The organism is Methylobacterium sp. 37f, from assembly GCF_023093475.1.
GTDB lineage: Bacteria > Pseudomonadota > Alphaproteobacteria > Rhizobiales > Beijerinckiaceae > Methylobacterium.
Genome location: NZ_JAGHKN010000007.1, coordinates 88375 through 105483, shown reverse-complemented (window position 1 = coordinate 105483; position 17109 = coordinate 88375). Strand labels below are relative to the sequence as shown.

Genomic DNA, 17109 nt, shown 5'->3' with positions numbered 1-17109 from the left:
TCGCGATTGGCCGGCAGAACAAGATGCCGCCGGCATCTCCCGCAGATTTTTTCACCCGATCCCGTGGCGGGACCAATTCGGCCCGGGTCTGGCGCGACGCCGACTTTCCCTATCGCAACAAGCTTTTGTTAGCGTGCACAATGCGAGGTTCAGCCCTCGCCGGAGCGTCGGACGCCTGTGGTGTTTCGGTGACGTGCCTAATTTGCGAGCAAATGTTCCCCGGCACGCTTTGACGTGTGCTCGGGTTGGCGCTACACCTGGGAACTGCGAAAAGGAAGCAAGATCTGTGCCGAGGCGGGGCTCACGGCGACGTGCGCGGCTGGCCTAAGGCGCGACTCACTCCGGGGCCACAACCATGAGTCTGCTGCAACGGCTGGAAATGCGCCAGGGCCAAGCCCTGGTGATGACGCCTCAGCTTCTCCAGGCGATCAAGCTCCTCCAACTGTCCCAGCTCGATCTCGCCGCCTATGTGGATGCCGAACTGGAGCGCAATCCTCTCCTCGAACGCGCCGAGGGCGAAGCCGAGATCGAACGTCCCCCCGGTGAGACACCTTCCGAATCCTCCGTCGATCGGGCCGGAGATGGCGAGGATGGCGATTACGACGGTGGCGACGAGCCATGGATCGCCACGACGCTGACGGCGAGCGGCGCCGACATGGAAAGTGCCCTCGACACCCGCCTCGACAATGTCTTCTCGGACGAGAATCCGAGCCATGCGCGCGAAGCGGCCTCCGGTGACATGCTCTCGCTGACGCCGGCTCCCTACGGCAACACCGGCGGAAGCTTCGAGGGGGAGGCCCCCGACTTCGAGGCGACGCTGACCGCCGAGGTCTCTCTTCGCGAACATCTCGGCGCCCAGCTCGACCTCGCCACCCGCGATCCGATGGACCGCCTGATCGGCGGATTTCTCATCGACGCCGTCGACGATGCCGGATACCTGCGCGAATCGATCGACGCGGTGGCCGAGCGCCTCGGCGCCTCGCTTGACCGGGTCGCCCGCGTGCTGAAGCTCGTCCAGAGCTTCGAGCCGGCGGGGATCGCTGCGCGCGATCTCGCCGAATGCCTCGCACTCCAGTTGCGCGACCGCGACCGTTTCGATCCCGCCATGCAGGCGCTGGTCTCGCGCCTCGACCTCGTGGCCAAACGCGATTTCGCGGCGCTTCGTCGGCTCTGTGGCGTCGATGACGAGGATCTCGTCGACATGCTGGCGGAGCTGCGCCGGCTCGATCCCAAGCCCGGCCGCGCCTTCGGGGCCCGCGCCGTCGAGGTGCTGATCCCGGACGTGTTCGTGCGCGCCGCGCCGGACGGCTCCTGGCTCGTGGAACTCAATGCCGAGGCGCTGCCGCGGGTCCTGGTCAACCAGAGCTACTATGCCCGCGTCTCACGCGGAGCGGCCGCCGAGGGCGACAAGGCCTTCCTGTCGGAATGCCTTCAGACCGCCAACTGGCTGACCCGTAGCCTGGAGCAGCGGGCCCGCACCATTCTCAAGGTCGCCTCCGAGATCGTGCGCCAGCAGGATGCCTTCTTCCTGCACGGCGTCGCGCACCTGCGCCCGCTCAACCTGAAGACCGTGGCCGAGGCCATCGGCATGCACGAATCCACCGTCTCGCGGGTGACCTCCAACAAGTCGATCGGCACCAGCCGGGGCACGCTGGAGATGAAGTACTTCTTCACCGCGGCGATTCCGGGCGCGGCCGGCACCGCGTCTCATTCCTCGGAGGCGGTGCGCCATCGCATCAAGCAACTCGTCGACGGCGAGGCCCCGAGCGACGTGCTGTCGGACGATGCCCTGGTCCAGAAGCTCCGTGACGAAGGCATCGACATCGCTCGCCGTACCGTGGCGAAATACCGGGAATCTCTGCGAATTCCCTCCTCGATCGAGCGCCGGCGCGAGCACTTTGCCTATGCGGGGCGCTGAGGCGCGGGCTCCGCGGCCCTCAGGTGAACCGGATACGATGCGCGATCTGCGGCTTCGCTGAGGCGTCCTGTGACGGTTCGATGATCCGCATGTCGATGCGTCCCTCCGCGTCGCGGAAGACGTCGTAGACCACGCGATCGGTGACGGTGTTGCCGTCTCCGAAGATCAGGACCTGCGGCTTGCGCGCCATCACGTCGTCGACGGTGCCATAGGTCGAGGAGGCGATGATGATTTCGTCGCCGACCTGGCAGGTCCGGGCGGCCGCGCCGTTGAGGATGCAGCAGCCCGAGCCGGCCGGTCCGTAGATGACGTAGGTGCTGATCCGTGCGCCCGACATCTTATTCCAGATCTCGACGAACTCGAGGGGATCGAGCCCGACCTCCCGGCAGAGATCCGCGTCCAGCGTGATCGAGCCGTGATAGTTGAGGTCGGCCCCCGTGACCCTGATGCCGTGCAGCTTGGCGCGGACGAAACTCTGCATTGCTCGGGTTCCTTTAGGTATCGGGCTGCGCCGGGCAGCCATCGCGGCTCTTGCGCCCGACCGACGCCAGCTTCGGCTTCATGAGTGGGCTGGCCGACGAAAGGCAACCCCGAGGCAAACCGGAACACGCCGGAACGCCCCCGTCAGCCGGCGCAAAGCACAGCCGCGTCACACGGGGGCCGGGAGAGCCACCACCGTGAGCAGGGTGCCTTCGACCCCCGTCACCCGGACCCGCGTGCCGAGGGGCGCGTCGGGCCCCGCGACGCGCCAGAGCGTGTCGTTGACGCGGATATGCCCCTCGCCATCGACGATGGCGGCGGCGAGCGGGTAGTCGCGCCCGAGGAGGCCCTGAGCGCCCTGATTCAAGGCATTGGCGCCGGCCTGGGTGCGGCGGCTCGCAACCACGGCGAAAGCCACCGACAATGCGGCGAACAGCAGGAGCTGGCCCTGCCAGGGCAACGGCACGAGGAGGATCTGCAGGCCCGTGACGAGGGCTGCGAGGCCGAGCCAGAGCAGGAACACGCCGGATGCGATGAGCTCGGCTCCCATCAGCACGAGGCCGATGAGGATCCAGGTCCAGGCTGGCCCGATCGCTGCCACGAACGCGGCGATCATCGGCCGGCCCCCCCGACATTCGGAGGCAAGCCGGTGCTCTTTCGGGCCTGGGCGCCCTCGCCGAAGACGCTGCGGGTGATTTCTGCGATGCCGCCGAGGGTGCCGGCCAGGGCTGCCGCCTCGATCGGGACCACCACGACGCGCTGGTTCGGGGCCGTGGCGATCGCCTTCACCGCCTCCACGTACTTCTCGGCCACCAGGAAGTTCGCCGCCGCGATGTCGCCCTTGGCGATGGCCTCGCTGACGAGCTGCGTCGCCCGCGCCTCGGCCTCGGCGCCGCGCTCGCGCGCCTCCGCATCGCGGAACGCCGCCTCCTTGCGGCCCTCCGCCTCCAGGATCGCCGATTGCTTGCGTCCCTCGGCGCGCAGGATATCCGCCTGCCGGTGGCCTTCCGCTTCCAGAACCGAGGCGCGCTTCTCGCGCTCGGCCTTCATCTGGCGGGCCATGGCGCCGGCCAGGTCGGCGGGGGGCACGATGTCCTTGATCTCGATGCGGGTCATCTTCACCCCCCAGGGCGAGGCCGCCGCATCCATCACCCGCAACAGGCGCTCGTTGATCTCGTCGCGGTGGGAGAGCAACTGGTCGAGGTCCATCGAACCGACCACCGTCCGGATGTTGGTCATGGTCAGGGTCATCATGGCGACTTCGAGATTCGAGACCTCGTAGGAGGCCCGCGCCGCATCGAGCACCTGATAGAAGACCACCGCGTCGATCCGTACCCCGGCATTGTCGCGGGTGAAGGCCTCCTGGCTCGGCACGTCGATGACCTGCTCCATCACGTTGACCCGCCGACCGATGCGCTCGACGTAGGGCGCGATCAGCCCGAGCCCGGACTCCAGGCTGCGATGATATTTGCCGAACCGCTCCACGGTGTAGACGTGGCCCTGCGGCACGATGTTGATGCCGATGGCGAGCGTGACGACGACAAGCGCCACCAGCACCACCGCCGCGATGCTCACCCCCACTGACAGATCCATTCTTCAAGCCCCCGATTCCCGCCGACATTGAGACCGCCGGGATCGGTGGACGCAAGCGGAAGCAAACGCTGGTGGCGAACGAACCAGCCGGTTCGTCGCACGCCGTCGGGGATCGCGGTCAGCGCGCCCAGACGCCCAGACGTTCGGCCCGGGCGTGATCCTCGGCCGCCACGAGGTCGGGGGTCGCCTCGGGGGAGGCGCGGCCACCGCCGTTGAACAGCACCACCTCCGAAAGGTCGCGCCCGTCCACCGCGCAGAGCCGGGCCTCGCTGCCGGCCACCGGCTGGCAGGTCACGGTGCGCCCGGCGAGATATCGGATGAGTTCGTCGGCCTGTCCGCCGCGCACCCACTCGACCCCGAACAGCCGCACCAGCTTGCCGCCGACCCGAAGGGTGGCGGTGTCGATGACCTCCACCGGACCGCTGATCTCGTTGGTGGCGGTCCGCTTCGGAGGGGCCTCCTCGGCCGGGGCCGGGCTCATGTCCGGCGCACTGGGCGACGGCGTCGCGGCGGAGGTCTGGGAGGGAGGCTGCGCGGAGCTTCCAGCCTCGACGGGCGGGGCGTCGGAGGGCGCGGTATCGGGGGCCGTGATTCGTCCACCGAGCAGGGCGGCCAGGCTCACCAGGGCGATGGCGCCGATGCCGAGCAGCAGGGCGGGGCGGGACAGGGCGTCCCGCAGGACGTTGCGGTCGCGGGTGACTTCGCGCAGGCGGGACGCGTTGTCGGCGATCCGGCCGCGGGCGTAGCCGCCGGCGCGGCGCGCGCCGTCCCGGACCCGGTCCGCGACGAGGCCGGCCCGGCCCGGCGCAAGGGTAGGGACCGGGACTGGGACCGGGGCATCGACCTCGGAATCCGACGCGCTGGTATACGCCGAGGTCGCGTCACCCGACGCGAAACGCGCCGCCCGATCACGCCGCAGCGTCGCCAGCCGACCGCCGAACGCGGCGCCGAGGGTGCGACCGCGCCGGGCCGCCCCATCCGCCAGGGCGCGGACGCGCACCGATTGCGCCGCCACGAATCGCGCGGTCGCGGCCCGGACATCCGGGGGCGGAACCACGACGGGCTCCGGCTCCGGCTCCGGTTCGGGAACGGGTCGGAACAGGGCGGGATGACGCTCCCGGAATTCCGCGAACAGGGCCGCGACATCCATCGGCACCGGATTGCCGTCGGGGTCGGTGATGTGGCGCGGGGCACCGGTCCGGTCGATCACCCGGTAGCCCGGGGGCGCCGGGGTCGCGACGAGCGCCGCTTCCGCCAGCAGGGCCAGCGTCCGTTCGGCCACCGGATGGACGCCCTGGCGCGCGATCTCGTCCGCGATCCCGGCGCGCAGGGCCGCGCGGTCCGGATTCGTCGCATCCCGTCGGGCGTCGCTCGACACCGGCGAGGGTGGATTTCGTTCATCCAAGACGCGAACAACTCCGGACATGACGCATCGCCCGCGGCGAGCCGGCTTCAGGCACCGCGCGGAGCCCCCGCTATAGCGCTCTGCGGCCCGGCACCATAGCGGCGCACGACCCGGCTCGATTCGGCGACGATGAGGGGGCGCTCGCCGGCGAAGCTGATGGTGAGGGTCAGTTCGGACACGCCCTGCGAGCGCACGCCGCGCGCCGGATTGTCGGCGCGGAAATCGAAGGTGGTGCGGACGACGCAGGTGGCGCTGGCCGCGTGGCAGGCCGTCCGGGTGGTGCCGCCCTGCGTCGCGTAATGCCGCTCCGGCCAGCGCCGGACGAAGCGCCGCTTCTCCGCCATCAGGGCCGCCAGCGAGACGGTGCGGCCATGGAAGCGGACGCGCTCCGCGTAGAAGCGGGGCGCGGCGGACACCATCGCGTCACCCGGTGCCGAGACGGTGTCGAGGTAGCGCTCGGTCAGGCGGGTCGCCGCGATCGCCCATTCGGGGAAGCGGGCCTCGGAATCGATGGCCGGAGACGCCATCGGCGTCTCGGCGAGGCGCGGGCGAATGTGCAGGCGATCGGAGGCGGATCGGCTCTCGCGCATCCGGGGCGCGCGCCGGCCCTCGGGCGCGGGCGCGGCGAGGCGGCGGCGCGGCGAGGCCATCGGCGTCCGCTCGGACCGGGTGCCGTCCCGGGCGGGTGCCGCCGCCTGCGCCCGCGCCGAGGGCGGGGTGTCGGCGAGGGTCGGTGTCTCGGCCGAGGAGGTCCCGGCCGAGGAGGTTCCGACTCCCGCTTTCCCGGATGCAGGCTTGTCGGCGACCGGCGTCTCGGCCTGTGCCGGCTGGCGTGCCGGCGGATCGACCCAGCCCGGACGGCTCTGGGCCTGGGCAGGTCCGAGGGAAAAGGCAGCGCTCATCAGCACGGCCGACGACAGCAGGCCGAGTCGACTCACAAGATCATGCCGACCCAAAAGATCATGCCGACCGAAAAGATCATGCCGGCCCGAATCGAGTCCGGGAACGTCGCGTCGGCCGAAGCCGATTCCGTGGAAGCGTGGACCGTGGCGCATGGCATCATCACCGGGGTCGCGGCCTGGATTTCGGAAAGGCGGGTGTCGGACCGGTCGACCGAAATGAAACGTCGGGTGCGCCCGCTAAGTTTCCCTGAACCCGGCGCCACATGCCGCCGGTTGGCCCCCGTTTCCATCAGTCCCTGTGGAAGGGTGCGGGGATTGCGGGCATCGATCGACCGGCGATCCGGTCCCGCTTCCACCGGACCGGCCCGCACCGGCGTCCGATCGGCCTGGGGGCACGCGGCATCGGCGGGCTCTGGCGATCGCCGGGGCTCTTGTGATGGGGGGCTTGTGATGGCGGGGGCTCTTGTGACGGCAGGGACTCTTGTGATCGCCCGGGGCTCTTGTCATTGCCAAGCCTGCGCCCAACTTGTGGTGCGGGTCCGGGCCCCTCTGGCGGTCGAGGCGTTGACCGTGATGTCGGACCCTTCCATGCTTTTGCGCTGACGCGGCGCGAACGCACCGGAGGGTTTCAGACCTCATGGTTCATCGTTGTCTTCAAGGTCCCGGTCTTCCCCACGATCCTGAGCCGGGCAGAACCTTGCCGGGCCGAACCTTGCCGGGCCGAGCCCAGTCGCGCCGGATGGGAGCGCTCCGATGAGCGCGCCGTCCCGCAAGGCGCTTCTTCTCGTCAACCCGAAGGCTCGCAACGGCGGCTTCTCCCTGGACGCGGTGCGCGACGTGCTGCGTGCCGGGGGAATCGAGCCCTACGAGCCGCCGGGCGACGCCGATTGCTCCGCGGTGATCAAGCGCCACGCCGCCGGCTGCGACCTCGTCATCCTGGGCGGCGGCGACGGCACCCTCAACGCGGCCGCTCCCGCCCTGGTGGAGACGGGCCTGCCCCTCGGCATCCTGCCCCTCGGCACCGCCAACGATCTCGCCCGCTCGCTCGGACTGCCGGTCGATCCCGTCGAGGCGGCCCGCCTGATCACGGAGGCGGAGGCGCGGCCCGCCGATCTCGGCTGCGTCAACGGGCATTACTACTTCAACGTCGCCAGCATCGGCTTCTCGGCGGATCTCGCCGGCGACCTCACGGCCGAATCGAAGAAGACCTGGGGCACCCTCGGCTACGGCATCGCGGCGATCCGCGTGCTGCGGCGGATGCGGCCCTTCACGGTCTATATCGAGCATGACGGCCAGACCGAGACGGTACGCACCATCCAGGTCTCGGTTGGCAACGGCCGGCACTACGGCGGCGGCATGACCGTGGAGGAGACGGCCACCGTCGATGACGGCAAGCTCGACTTCTACAGCCTCGAGGTCGCCCATTGGTGGCGGCTGCTGATGCTGCTGCCGGCCCTGCGCAAGGGCACCCAGGGCAAGGCGGCCGACGTGCGGGCCTTCAGCACCACCGAGATCGTGGTCAAGACCAAGAAGCCGCGCCCAGTGAACACCGACGGCGAATTGTCGACCTACACGCCGGCCCATTTCAAGGTAGTGCCGAGGGCGGTGCGGATCTTCAGCCCGGCGCCGGCCGAGCGACCCGGCGTGCCGGCGGACCACGCCGACCTCCCGGCCTGATCGCGCAGACCTGCGGAGGGCGTCCCGGGGCCGATGGCCCCTTCTCGAAATCTTCCGGGGGCCGAGCCGGCCCCTCCCCTCTCCCGGGGCATTCCGCGACGCGAACCGATCCGCGGCCATGCCCGACCGACTCGACGAGGCCAACGTGGACAGCCTGCTTCAACTCGCCAACGATCCCACCGCCTGGGCGGCCCTCGCCACCCTGGTGGTGATGGAGATCGTGCTCGGCATCGACAACCTCATCTTCATCTCGATCCTCACCAACAAGCTGCCGCCCGAGCATCAGCAGAAGGCGCGGCGCATCGGCATCGGCCTCGCCCTCATCCTGCGCCTCGGCCTGCTCGCCACCATCGCGTACATCGTCGCCCTGACGCAGCCGGTCTTCAAGGTCTTCGGCAAGGGCTTCTCCTGGCGGGATCTCATCCTCATCGCGGGCGGCCTGTTCCTGCTGTGGAAGGCCACCAAGGAGATCCACCACACCGTCGATCCGGAGCCGGAGGGGCATGACACCCTCGGGGGCAAGGCCGCCATCGGCTTCACGGCAGCCATCGGACAGATCCTGGTCCTCGACCTGGTGTTCTCCATCGACAGCATCATCACCGCGGTGGGCATGACCGAGCATGTTCCCATCATGGTGGTGGCCGTGCTCGCCGCCGTGACGGTGATGCTGCTGGCCGCCGATCCGCTGTCGCGCTTCATCGCCGCCAACCCGACCGTGGTGATGCTGGCCCTGGGCTTCCTCATCATGATCGGCATGACGCTGATCGCGGAAGGCTTCGGCGCCCATGTGCCCAAGGGCTACATCTACACCGCCATGGCGTTCTCGGCCGGCGTGGAGGGATTGAACATGCTGGCCCGGCGGCGGCGACGCGGCCCATCTTCGACCACGACCTCCAGCTCGCCGGCAGGCCGCCCCCTCAAGCGGGACGGGGGCCAAGCCTGATCGAACGTGGTTAACGTTTCACGGGAAAACTCGAAGGGCCCGACCGGAAAACCGGCCGGGCCCTTCGGCGTTTACGACAGAGCCTATCGAGGGTGAGTCGACGTCCGACACGGTGGGATCGCCGAGATCGCACGCCCGCCGCAACCCAGTCGGAAAGGTCCTGACCTGGGTTTTTGCCCTACAGGATGGAATCGCGGACTACAGGATGGGCTCGCGCGCCGCGGCATCTTCGCGGGCGCAGACCGCCTGATCCGGAGCGGCACCGCCCGAGGCCAGGAGCTTGCCGAGTTCCACCCGCGCCTTCTCGAGATCGGCCCGGAACGTCGCATCGCCCTGGAGCGCGGCGAAGACCGCGCTGCCGGCGGTGCGGCCGGCCTCGATGTCGCTGGCCCAGTGCAGGCCGCAGACGATGCGGCTCTCGCCGTACGAGCGGGCGCGGACGAAGAACTGCGTCGCCTTCTCGGGCATCAGCGCCGCCATGATCGCCGCATAGGTCCAGGATTGCGTCGCGTGGCTGGACGGGAAGCTGAAGGCGTTGCCCAGCTCGGAGGTGCGGACCACGCAGATCTCGGCATCGTTGCCGACGAAGGGGCGCAGCCGGCGGTAATGCAGCTTCGGCGCCCGGGTGGCATGGGCGATGTCGAGGCGCGCACGCTCCATCAGGGTCATGAGGGCCGGGGCGCGCGACTGCTCGATGCGCTGGCCGATCACGCAGGCGAAATCGTCGAGGATCGCGGAGGCCCCATCGGCCACATCCGTGGTGGCGAGGGCCCAGCGTGGGGTGCCCTTGAGGGCGCGGGTGGCGACGAAGGCGGCCTTGTCGGCCGCCTCGGCCGCCGACTGCCCCCGGGGCGGGGCGCCGAGGATCGCCACGGTGTCGGGGGCCTGCGCATCCGACAGGTAGGGCGCCCGCGCGGGCTTGCCCGGCGTCAGGGGAGCGGCGGAAACGGCCGGGGCCGAGGTGGGCTTCTGGGCAGCCTCGGCCGGCTTGTTCGGCGCAGGAGCAGTGGTGGCGGGAAAAGTGGGGACAGGAGAGGTCTGAGGAGGAGCAGGCTGACCCGGTGCGGTCTGGGCCAGAACGCCCACCGGCAGCGTGGCGAGCATGGCCGCAGGCATGGCCGCGGCAAATGTCAGGAGAAGAGACAGGCGGGCCATCGGCATCTCGGGTCGGAGGTCAGAACACAGCAAGTGCCACGGGCCTATAGGGTTCCCAGACAACAGGCATGTGGCATTCCTGACCTGAACGTCGACCGAACCGCGCCCTGTTTCCTGAACAATCTCGCCGTGCGGCGACATCGGCGCGGCGGCGGCCAAGGCCGATCCCCGGGACCGTGTCGGCGGGCTGTCTCGAAGGCTGGTAGGGTCCCGCGCCCGCGACGAAACCCCGGGGGCGATCGGCCGGCCTCCGGTGCCGGCCTCCACGGATCGTCTTGGCTGACAGATCGTCTTGGCTGACGGACAGACTTGGGTGACGGATCGTCTTGGGTGACCGCCCCGGGTTCAGAGCTTGGTGGCGGTGCGATCCGCGAGGCTGCGGGCTGCGCTCTCCAGGCCGGCATGATCGTGGCCACCGCTGAGCGCATAGGCCGAGTGGCCGGCGGTCCAGTAGGCGGTCTCGCCGTCACCCGGGCTGGTGATCTCGCTCGGGGCGACGCCGCGGTCGGAACCGCGGGTGGCGAACAGGGAAACCTCGCCGAGGGCGCCCGCGTCAATCATTACCTCGACGCCGGTTCCGTTGCGGGCAGGCACGATCTGCACGTCGCGCACGGTCCAGCCGGCGGGCAGGTCCGGCAGGGCGATGCCGGTGGCGGCCGCGATGCCGGCGCGATCGTAGGCCGGGGCCTGATCGGCCCGCTGCGCGGCGATCCGGGCGCGCACCTGCGCCGCCTCGCGGGCGTGGCGCGCATCCGCCATCAGGGCCGGATCGACCGGGGAGGCGAAGGTGTCCGGCACGCCGAGGAAGGGGCCATCGGAATGGGCGAGCCAGCCGGTGCCGACCAGGAGCGCGATCACGGCCGCCCGGCGCAGGCGGTCGCCGAACCGGCGCCACGCCAGGGACCGGTCGAGGCGGCGCGCGGCTGCCCGGTTCCGCTCGGGGCCCGGGCCGGGCTGGACGGAGAAGGCCTGCCGCAGGGCGTCGCGGTCATGCAGCTCGGCCATGATCTGCGCGGCGGTCTCGGGATTGCGCGCCAGATGCGCCTCCACGTCGAGGCGGCGCAATCCGTCGAGCTGTCCGTCGACGAAGGCGGTGAGGTCGTCGTCGGTAATCGGATCGATCATCGCGGTCTGGTTCATGGCGTCGACTCCGGTCAGATACAGGGGGCGCGTCCCTGGACAAGACGTCCCGGCCACGCTGGGGGCGGACACGGCACCGTCTGGCCGCTCCTCCCGATTCGCTTCGAAGGTCAGGTGTCGCCGACGGCCCGGCCGGTCCGGCGAAAATCGGTCTCGTCCGCGTCGTCCTGCGCAACGAGGCGGAGGCGCGGACGCTCGGCGGCCAAGCGCTGGCGCCGCTCGGCGACCCCGCTGGTCTGGCGCTCGCCCTCCTCGAAGGCCCGCAGGGCGGCGCGGCCCCGGCCAAGGCGCGACATCAGCGTTCCGATCGGAATCCCGAGGACGGCCGCCGCGTCGGCATAGGCCATGCCTTCCAGGGTGACCAGGTGGAGGGCGGCGCGCTGCTCTTCCGGCAGGGTGAGGAAGGCGCGGCGGATCTGGGCGAGGCGGACCTGCGCCTCCTGCGCCGGGGGCGCCATGTCCTCGCTCATCTGGACCAGCGTGTCGGCGTGGCGGGCCTCGACCCGCTTCCGGCGCTGGTCGTCGATGAAGACGTTGTGCAGGACCGTCATCATCCAGGTCCGCAGATTGGTGTTCGGCCGGGCCGCCTGCCCCGATTCGAGGGCGCGCACCAGGGCATCGTGCACGAGGTCGTCGGCCCGCAGGGTGTCGCGCGTCAGGGCGCGGGCGTAGCGCCTGAGCGGAACGAGCAGATCGACGATGGCGGTCGGGCCGGGCCGGTTCGGTTCGGTCGTCATGAGGGGATAACGCGCGCGAAGGCCGTTTTAATCCCGCCCGGCGTACCGGGGCGGGACGAAATCCTCACGCCCGAGGCGCAAGGCGCCTCAGCCCCAGCCTCAGGGCCTCAGCGATAGGTCGCCTCGAGGTCGAGGGTGCAGGTCCGGCCGATCTGCTCGTAGTTCTCGGCGATCCAGGCCTGGGCCGCGCCCCGACCCTTGTCGCGCAGGCGCTCGAACACCCGCCAGCGGGCATCGAGGCGCGAGGAGGCCTGGTACTCGTCGAGGGCGCCGGTGCCGTCGATGCGGTGGACGTATTGCGACTGGTACTCGCCCCGCCCGAGCACGCCCTCTGCGATCAGGTGGTCGACGAAGTCGATGGCCCGCAATTCGCGCATCAGGTTGGCGTTGAAGGTGATCTCGTTGAGGCGGTCCTGGATCTCCTGCGGGGTGCGCGGGGTCTCGCGGCGCTCCACCGGGTTGATCTGCACCAGGACGATGTCGCGGGTCTCGGCGCCGCGATAGAGGGGATAGAGCGGCGGATTGCCGAGGTAGCCGCCATCCCAGTACGGGACGCCGTCGATCTCCACCGCCTGGAACACCGTGGGCAGGCAGGCGGAGGCCATGAGATGGTCGACGTTGAGCGATGCGCGCTCGAACACCGCGAGTTTGCCGGTCCACACGTTGGTGGCCGACACGAACACGGCCGCGGTCTCGGCCGCGCGCAGACGCTCGAAATCGACCTGGGCGGCCAGGACCTTGCGCAGCGGATTGTAGTTGAGCGGGTTCGACGTGTAGGGGCTGGTCTTCAGCACCCGGGCCCAGAATTCGGCGACGGGGCTGTTCGACCAGAACTCGAACAGGCCGCTGAAGGCGCGGCGCTGGGCCGGCCACAGGTCGCCGTCGAGGCTGACCTCGCGCCAGAACCGCTCCAGGGCGCGGCGGGCGCCGTCCGGCCCGTCCTCGAGCCAGCCGTCGACCATCACGACCGCGTTCATGGCCCCGGCGCTGGCCCCCGTGATCGCCTCGAAGCCGAGCCGCCCATCCTCGATCAGCGCGTCGAGCACGCCCCAGGTGAAGGCCCCATGCGCCCCGCCGCCCTGCAGCGCCAGCGCCACCGTCTTCTCCGCGCGCGGCCCCGCCATCACCCGGGTGGCGACGGCCGGCTGCATCGGCAGATCGCTCGCGACCGGAACATCGGGAAGCGAATCGATCGACGGCTCCTGGTGCGGATCGAGCATGGCGAACTCCAGACGTGAATGTTGCACCGCAATATATGATGCCGCAAGGCCACAAACACGTTGGAACACGCGGCGGTTCCCTGTCCGGCGCGCAGGCCTGCTGCCCGACACCGACCCCGAACCTCGACATCGCCGCCGGGATGGGACATGGGAGAAGCCGAATACGATCAGCGCGTTCGCTGCGCCGTCCGGTCTTCGGGTGACGCAGCGGACTTGACGCCCGCCCGCCGTCATCTCAGCTAAACGATCGAGGGCGTATTGTCAGCGGCGTCGGGCCGCCGCCCGGCCCGGCCCGGTCGACGGCCTCCGGTCGCCGGCGGACGTTCCTCGGAGCGCACAGTCAACGATGGACATCATGGACGCCACCCCCGCCAACCCGATCAGCGGCACCGGCCCCGAGATCGCAGGACCGAGCCCCCGGCACCGCACGGTCGGCGTCACCATCGGGGCCGGCGAGGGCGCCGTGACGGTGGGCGGCGGCGCGCCGATCGTCGTCCAGTCGATGACCAACACCGACACCGCCGACATCGACGGCACCGTGGCCCAGGTGGCCCAGCTCGCCCGGGCCGGCTCGGAACTCGTGCGCATCACCGTCGATCGCGACGAGGCCGCCGCCGCCGTGCCGAAGATCCGCGAGCGCCTCGACCGCATCGGCGTGCACGTGCCGCTGGTGGGCGACTTCCACTATATCGGCCACAAGCTCCTGTCCGACCATCCGGCCTGCGCCGAGGCGCTGGCCAAGTACCGGATCAACCCGGGCAATGTCGGCTTCAAGGAGAAGAAGGACACGCAGTTCTCGACCATCATCGAGCAGGCGATCCGCTACAACAAGACCGTGCGCATCGGCGCCAATTGGGGCTCCCTCGACGAGGCGCTGCTCACGCACCTGATGGACGAGAATGCCCGCTCGCCCCGGCCGATCGACGCCCGCGCGGTGATGCGCGAGGCCATGGTCCAGTCGGCCCTCGGCTCGGCCGAGCGTGCGGTGGAACTCGGCCTGCCGCAGGACAAGATCATCCTGTCGGCCAAGGTCTCGGCGGTGCAGGACCTGATCGCGGTCTACCGCGAGGTGGCGCGCCGCTCGGACTTCGCCATCCATCTCGGCCTGACCGAGGCCGGCATGGGCTCGAAGGGCCTGGTGGCGGCGTCCGCCGCCATCGGCGTGCTGCTGCAGGAAGGCATCGGCGACACCATCCGCTACTCGCTCACCCCCGAGCCGGGCGGTGACCGCACGGTGGAGGTCAAGGCCGCGCAGGAATTGCTGCAGACCATGGGCTTCCGCACCTTCGTGCCCCTCGTCGCCGCCTGCCCGGGCTGCGGCCGCACCACCTCGACCACGTTCCAGGAGCTCGCCCGCGACATCCAGAACTGGATCGTCACCTCGATGCCGGAATGGAAGAAGGCCTATCCGGGCGTCGAGGGTCTCAACGTCGCGGTGATGGGCTGCATCGTCAACGGCCCCGGCGAATCGAAGCACGCCGATATCGGCATCTCCCTGCCGGGCACCGGCGAGACCCCGACGGCGCCGGTCTTCATCGACGGCAAGAAGGCCATGACCCTGCGCGGGCCAACCCTGGCCAAGGATTTCGAGACCGTGGTGACCGATTACATCGAGCGGCGCTTCGGCAACGGGGCCCGCACCGCCGCCGAGTAGCGGCCGGACGCGCAAAGATCCCCGGACACTGTCCGGACCGAACTCCGACGAACGGCAACCGGTCCCAGGTTGCCGTTCTCGCGTACTGCGCCGCATGATAGCGTGAACGCGACCGTCCCCCGCCGCCCGACCCCGTCGGGCCGGCCCCGGCGTTCCCGCGCGCGACCCAACCCGCGCCGCGGGACGTTGGGCTCGCCATGAGCCTCGATCGAGCCGAATGACGCAAACCGCCCCTTCGAGCGCGCCCGCCGCCAAACCCGATGGCGCCGGAGCACCTCCGGCCGCCGGGCCTTCTCCCGCCGGCGAGGCTTCGCCTGCCGGTGAGGCCTCGCCCGAGACCGCACGGGCCCACGGCCCGGCGGGCCTGTGGACGCTGGTCCTCGGGTCCGTCGGGGTGGTCTACGGCGACATCGGGACCAGCCCGCTCTACGCTTTCCGCGAGGCCCTGGTCTCGGCGCGGGCCGACGGCATCCTCCTGCGCGAGGAGGTGCTGGGCGTCGCCTCGCTGATCCTGTGGGCGCTCGTCCTCATCGTCACCATCAAGTACGTCGTCATCCTGCTGCGGATGGACAACAACGGCGAGGGCGGCATCCTCTCGCTGATGGCTTTGGCCCGCAGTGCGCTCGGCGGCTCCCGCGTGGTGTTCATGTTCGGCCTGCTCGGCGCCTCGCTGTTCTACGGCGACGCCATCATCACGCCGGCGATCTCGGTGCTCTCGGCGGTGGAGGGCCTGAAGCTCGTCACCCCGGCCTTCGATTCCTACGTGCTGCCGATCACGATCGCGATCATCGTGCCGCTGTTCCTCATCCAGGTGCGCGGCACCAGCAAGGTGGCCTCGTTCTTCGGCCCCGTGATGGTGGTGTGGTTCGCCGCGATGGCGCTCGCCGCCGTGCCCCACATCCTGGCGAACACCGACGTGTTCTGGGCCCTCAACCCGTATTACGCGGTGCATTATCTCCTTGGGCACGGCACCGGCGCCCTGGTGGCGCTCGGCGCAGTGTTCCTGGCCGTGACGGGAGCCGAGGCCCTGTTCGCCGATCTCGGCCATTTCGGGCGCCGCCCGATCCAGATCGCCTGGCTCGGCCTCGTCGGCCCCTGCCTCGTGCTGAATTATTTCGGTCAGGCCGCCCTGGTGCTGTCGAAGCCCGACACCACCGATCCGTTCTTCCAGCTGGTGCCCGAATGGGGCCTGCTGCCGATGGTGCTGCTCGCCACCGCCGCCACCGTCACGGCGAGCCAGGCCGTGATCACCGGCGCCTTCTCGCTGTCGCGCCAGGCGATCCAGCTCGGCCTGCTGCCGCGCCTGGAGATCCGCCACACCTCCGAATCGCATTCGGGCCAGATCTACCTGCCGCAGATCAACGCGCTGCTGATGGTCGGCGTGGTGATCCTGGCGATCCTGTTCCGCTCCTCGGCGGCCCTGGCCTCCGCCTACGGCATCGCCGTGACGGGCACGATGCTGATCACCGCGAGCCTCGCCTTCCTGGTGCTGTGGAAGACCTGGAAATGGTCGCCCTGGGCCGCCGGCCTCGCGATCCTGCCCTTCGCGGCGGTGGAGTTCCTGTTCCTGCTGTCGAACATGCTGAAGGTGTTCGAGGGCGGCTACGTGCCCCTGCTGTTCGCCGGCGCCCTGATGGTCATGATGTGGACCTGGGTGCGCGGCGTCGGCATCCTGATCAACAAGACGCGCAAGACCGACGTGCCGCTGACCGAACTCGTCAGCATGCTGGAGAAGAGCCCGCCGCATCACGTGCGCGGCACCGCGGTGTTCCTCACCAGCGATCCCTACATCGCCCCGGCCGCCCTGCTGCACAACCTGAAGCACAACAAGGTGCTGCACGAGAAGAACGTGGTGCTCACCGTGGAGACCGTGGACACGCCCCGCGCCGCCGAATCCGACCGCATCCACATCGAGCCGATCGGCCCGCACTTCCACAAGGTGGTGATGAAGTTCGGCTACATGGAGACGCCGAACATCCCCCGGACCCTGACGCTGCTGCGCAAGCAGGGCTTCAAGTTCGACATCATGGCGACGTCGTTCTTCCTGTCCCGCCGCTCGATCCGGCCGGCCGCCCATTCGGGCATGCCCCTGTGGCAGGACCGGATTTTCATCACGCTGGCCAAGAACGCCAACGACGCCACGGACTTCTTCCAGATCCCCACCGGCCGCGTGGTCGAGGTGGGAACGCAGGTGACGGTCTAGGGAACGCGCCGACCGGGGCTTCCAAGTCCGGGGGGCCGCGCCGGGCGGGTTCCGGGCATCCGGACGAAGCGTCGACCGGGCT

The 17109-nt window shown here is 69.9% G+C and carries 14 protein-coding genes; 5 read left to right on the top strand and 9 right to left on the bottom strand.

Going from position 1 to position 17109, the window contains the following annotated elements; all coding sequences use genetic code 11:
- Positions 1–355: 355 nt before the first annotated feature.
- Positions 356–1918 (top strand): RNA polymerase factor sigma-54, encoded by a 1563-nt coding sequence (gene rpoN / locus J7U37_RS07015; protein ID WP_082504127.1) that lies wholly within the window; start codon positions 356–358, stop codon positions 1916–1918.
- Between the two features lie 19 nt (positions 1919–1937).
- On the opposite strand, the gene panD is transcribed toward rpoN, so the two are convergent.
- The 5 genes from panD to J7U37_RS06990 form a co-directional block, all read right to left on the bottom strand.
- A complete protein-coding gene (panD, locus tag J7U37_RS07010; protein ID WP_247635256.1) occupies positions 1938–2399 on the bottom strand; it encodes an aspartate 1-decarboxylase in 462 nt (153 codons plus the stop codon).
- Positions 2400–2567: 168 nt separating this feature from the next.
- Complete coding sequence (locus J7U37_RS07005; protein WP_247635255.1) at positions 2568–3014, bottom strand: NfeD family protein; 447 nt, start codon at positions 3012–3014, stop codon at positions 2568–2570.
- A complete protein-coding gene (locus J7U37_RS07000; protein ID WP_056187830.1) occupies positions 3011–3991 on the bottom strand; it encodes an SPFH domain-containing protein in 981 nt (326 codons plus the stop codon). The genes J7U37_RS07005 and J7U37_RS07000 overlap by 4 nt, the downstream gene beginning before the upstream one ends.
- Before the next feature lie 118 nt (positions 3992–4109).
- Positions 4110–5396, bottom strand: coding sequence for a hypothetical protein (locus tag J7U37_RS06995; RefSeq protein WP_247635254.1), 1287 nt, complete (start codon positions 5394–5396; stop codon positions 4110–4112).
- 47 nt (positions 5397–5443) lie between these two features.
- Positions 5444–6298, bottom strand: coding sequence for a hypothetical protein (locus tag J7U37_RS06990; RefSeq protein ID WP_247635253.1), 855 nt, complete (start codon positions 6296–6298; stop codon positions 5444–5446).
- A 753-nt stretch (positions 6299–7051) separates the two neighbouring features.
- Here J7U37_RS06990 and J7U37_RS06985 point away from each other — a divergent pair.
- Positions 7052–7975, top strand: a complete 924-nt coding sequence (locus tag J7U37_RS06985; protein WP_056187824.1) for a lipid kinase — start codon at positions 7052–7054, stop codon at positions 7973–7975.
- A 145-nt stretch (positions 7976–8120) separates the two neighbouring features.
- Entirely contained in the window at positions 8121–8918 is a 798-nt protein-coding gene (locus tag J7U37_RS06980; RefSeq protein WP_247635290.1) for a TerC family protein, read from the top strand.
- A 198-nt stretch (positions 8919–9116) separates the two neighbouring features.
- Here the strand turns inward: J7U37_RS06980 and J7U37_RS06975 are convergent, their stop codons facing one another.
- From J7U37_RS06975 to J7U37_RS06960, 4 genes are all read right to left on the bottom strand, one after another.
- The gene (locus J7U37_RS06975) at positions 9117–10073 is read right to left on the bottom strand and encodes a phosphatase PAP2 family protein (RefSeq protein ID WP_247635252.1); all 957 of its coding nucleotides are present in this window, start codon (positions 10071–10073) and stop codon (positions 9117–9119) included.
- Positions 10074–10418: 345 nt separating this feature from the next.
- On the bottom strand, positions 10419–11213 hold the full coding sequence (locus tag J7U37_RS06970; RefSeq protein WP_247635251.1) for an anti-sigma factor: 795 nt from the start codon (positions 11211–11213) through the stop codon (positions 10419–10421).
- 110 nt (positions 11214–11323) lie between these two features.
- Positions 11324–11950, bottom strand: a complete 627-nt coding sequence (locus tag J7U37_RS06965) for a sigma-70 family RNA polymerase sigma factor (RefSeq protein WP_247635250.1) — start codon at positions 11948–11950, stop codon at positions 11324–11326.
- 107 nt (positions 11951–12057) lie between these two features.
- On the bottom strand, positions 12058–13170 hold the full coding sequence (locus tag J7U37_RS06960; RefSeq protein WP_247635249.1) for a patatin-like phospholipase family protein: 1113 nt from the start codon (positions 13168–13170) through the stop codon (positions 12058–12060).
- Between the two features lie 346 nt (positions 13171–13516).
- Here J7U37_RS06960 and ispG point away from each other — a divergent pair, with 346 nt between their 5' ends.
- A complete protein-coding gene (gene ispG / locus J7U37_RS06955; RefSeq protein ID WP_056187816.1) occupies positions 13517–14824 on the top strand; it encodes a flavodoxin-dependent (E)-4-hydroxy-3-methylbut-2-enyl-diphosphate synthase in 1308 nt (435 codons plus the stop codon).
- Positions 14825–15041: 217 nt separating this feature from the next.
- On the top strand, positions 15042–17027 hold the full coding sequence (locus J7U37_RS06950) for a potassium transporter Kup (protein WP_056485800.1): 1986 nt from the start codon (positions 15042–15044) through the stop codon (positions 17025–17027).
- The last annotated feature ends 82 nt before the right edge of the window (positions 17028–17109 follow it).

Coding starts and splice junctions, on each gene's coding strand:
- J7U37_RS06950 (WP_056485800.1), top strand. CDS start 15,042: ATGACGCAAACCGCCCCTTCGAGCGCGCCCGCCGCCAAACCCGATGGC.
- J7U37_RS07000 (WP_056187830.1), bottom strand. CDS start 3,991: ATGGATCTGTCAGTGGGGGTGAGCATCGCGGCGGTGGTGCTGGTGGCG.
- J7U37_RS06985 (WP_056187824.1), top strand. CDS start 7,052: ATGAGCGCGCCGTCCCGCAAGGCGCTTCTTCTCGTCAACCCGAAGGCT.
- ispG (WP_056187816.1), top strand. CDS start 13,517: ATGGACATCATGGACGCCACCCCCGCCAACCCGATCAGCGGCACCGGC.
- J7U37_RS06965 (WP_247635250.1), bottom strand. CDS start 11,950: ATGACGACCGAACCGAACCGGCCCGGCCCGACCGCCATCGTCGATCTG.
- J7U37_RS07005 (WP_247635255.1), bottom strand. CDS start 3,014: ATGATCGCCGCGTTCGTGGCAGCGATCGGGCCAGCCTGGACCTGGATC.
- J7U37_RS06960 (WP_247635249.1), bottom strand. CDS start 13,170: ATGCTCGATCCGCACCAGGAGCCGTCGATCGATTCGCTTCCCGATGTT.
- J7U37_RS06975 (WP_247635252.1), bottom strand. CDS start 10,073: ATGGCCCGCCTGTCTCTTCTCCTGACATTTGCCGCGGCCATGCCTGCG.
- rpoN (WP_082504127.1), top strand. CDS start 356: ATGAGTCTGCTGCAACGGCTGGAAATGCGCCAGGGCCAAGCCCTGGTG.
- J7U37_RS06990 (WP_247635253.1), bottom strand. CDS start 6,298: ATGAGCGCTGCCTTTTCCCTCGGACCTGCCCAGGCCCAGAGCCGTCCG.
- J7U37_RS06970 (WP_247635251.1), bottom strand. CDS start 11,213: ATGAACCAGACCGCGATGATCGATCCGATTACCGACGACGACCTCACC.
- panD (WP_247635256.1), bottom strand. CDS start 2,399: ATGCAGAGTTTCGTCCGCGCCAAGCTGCACGGCATCAGGGTCACGGGG.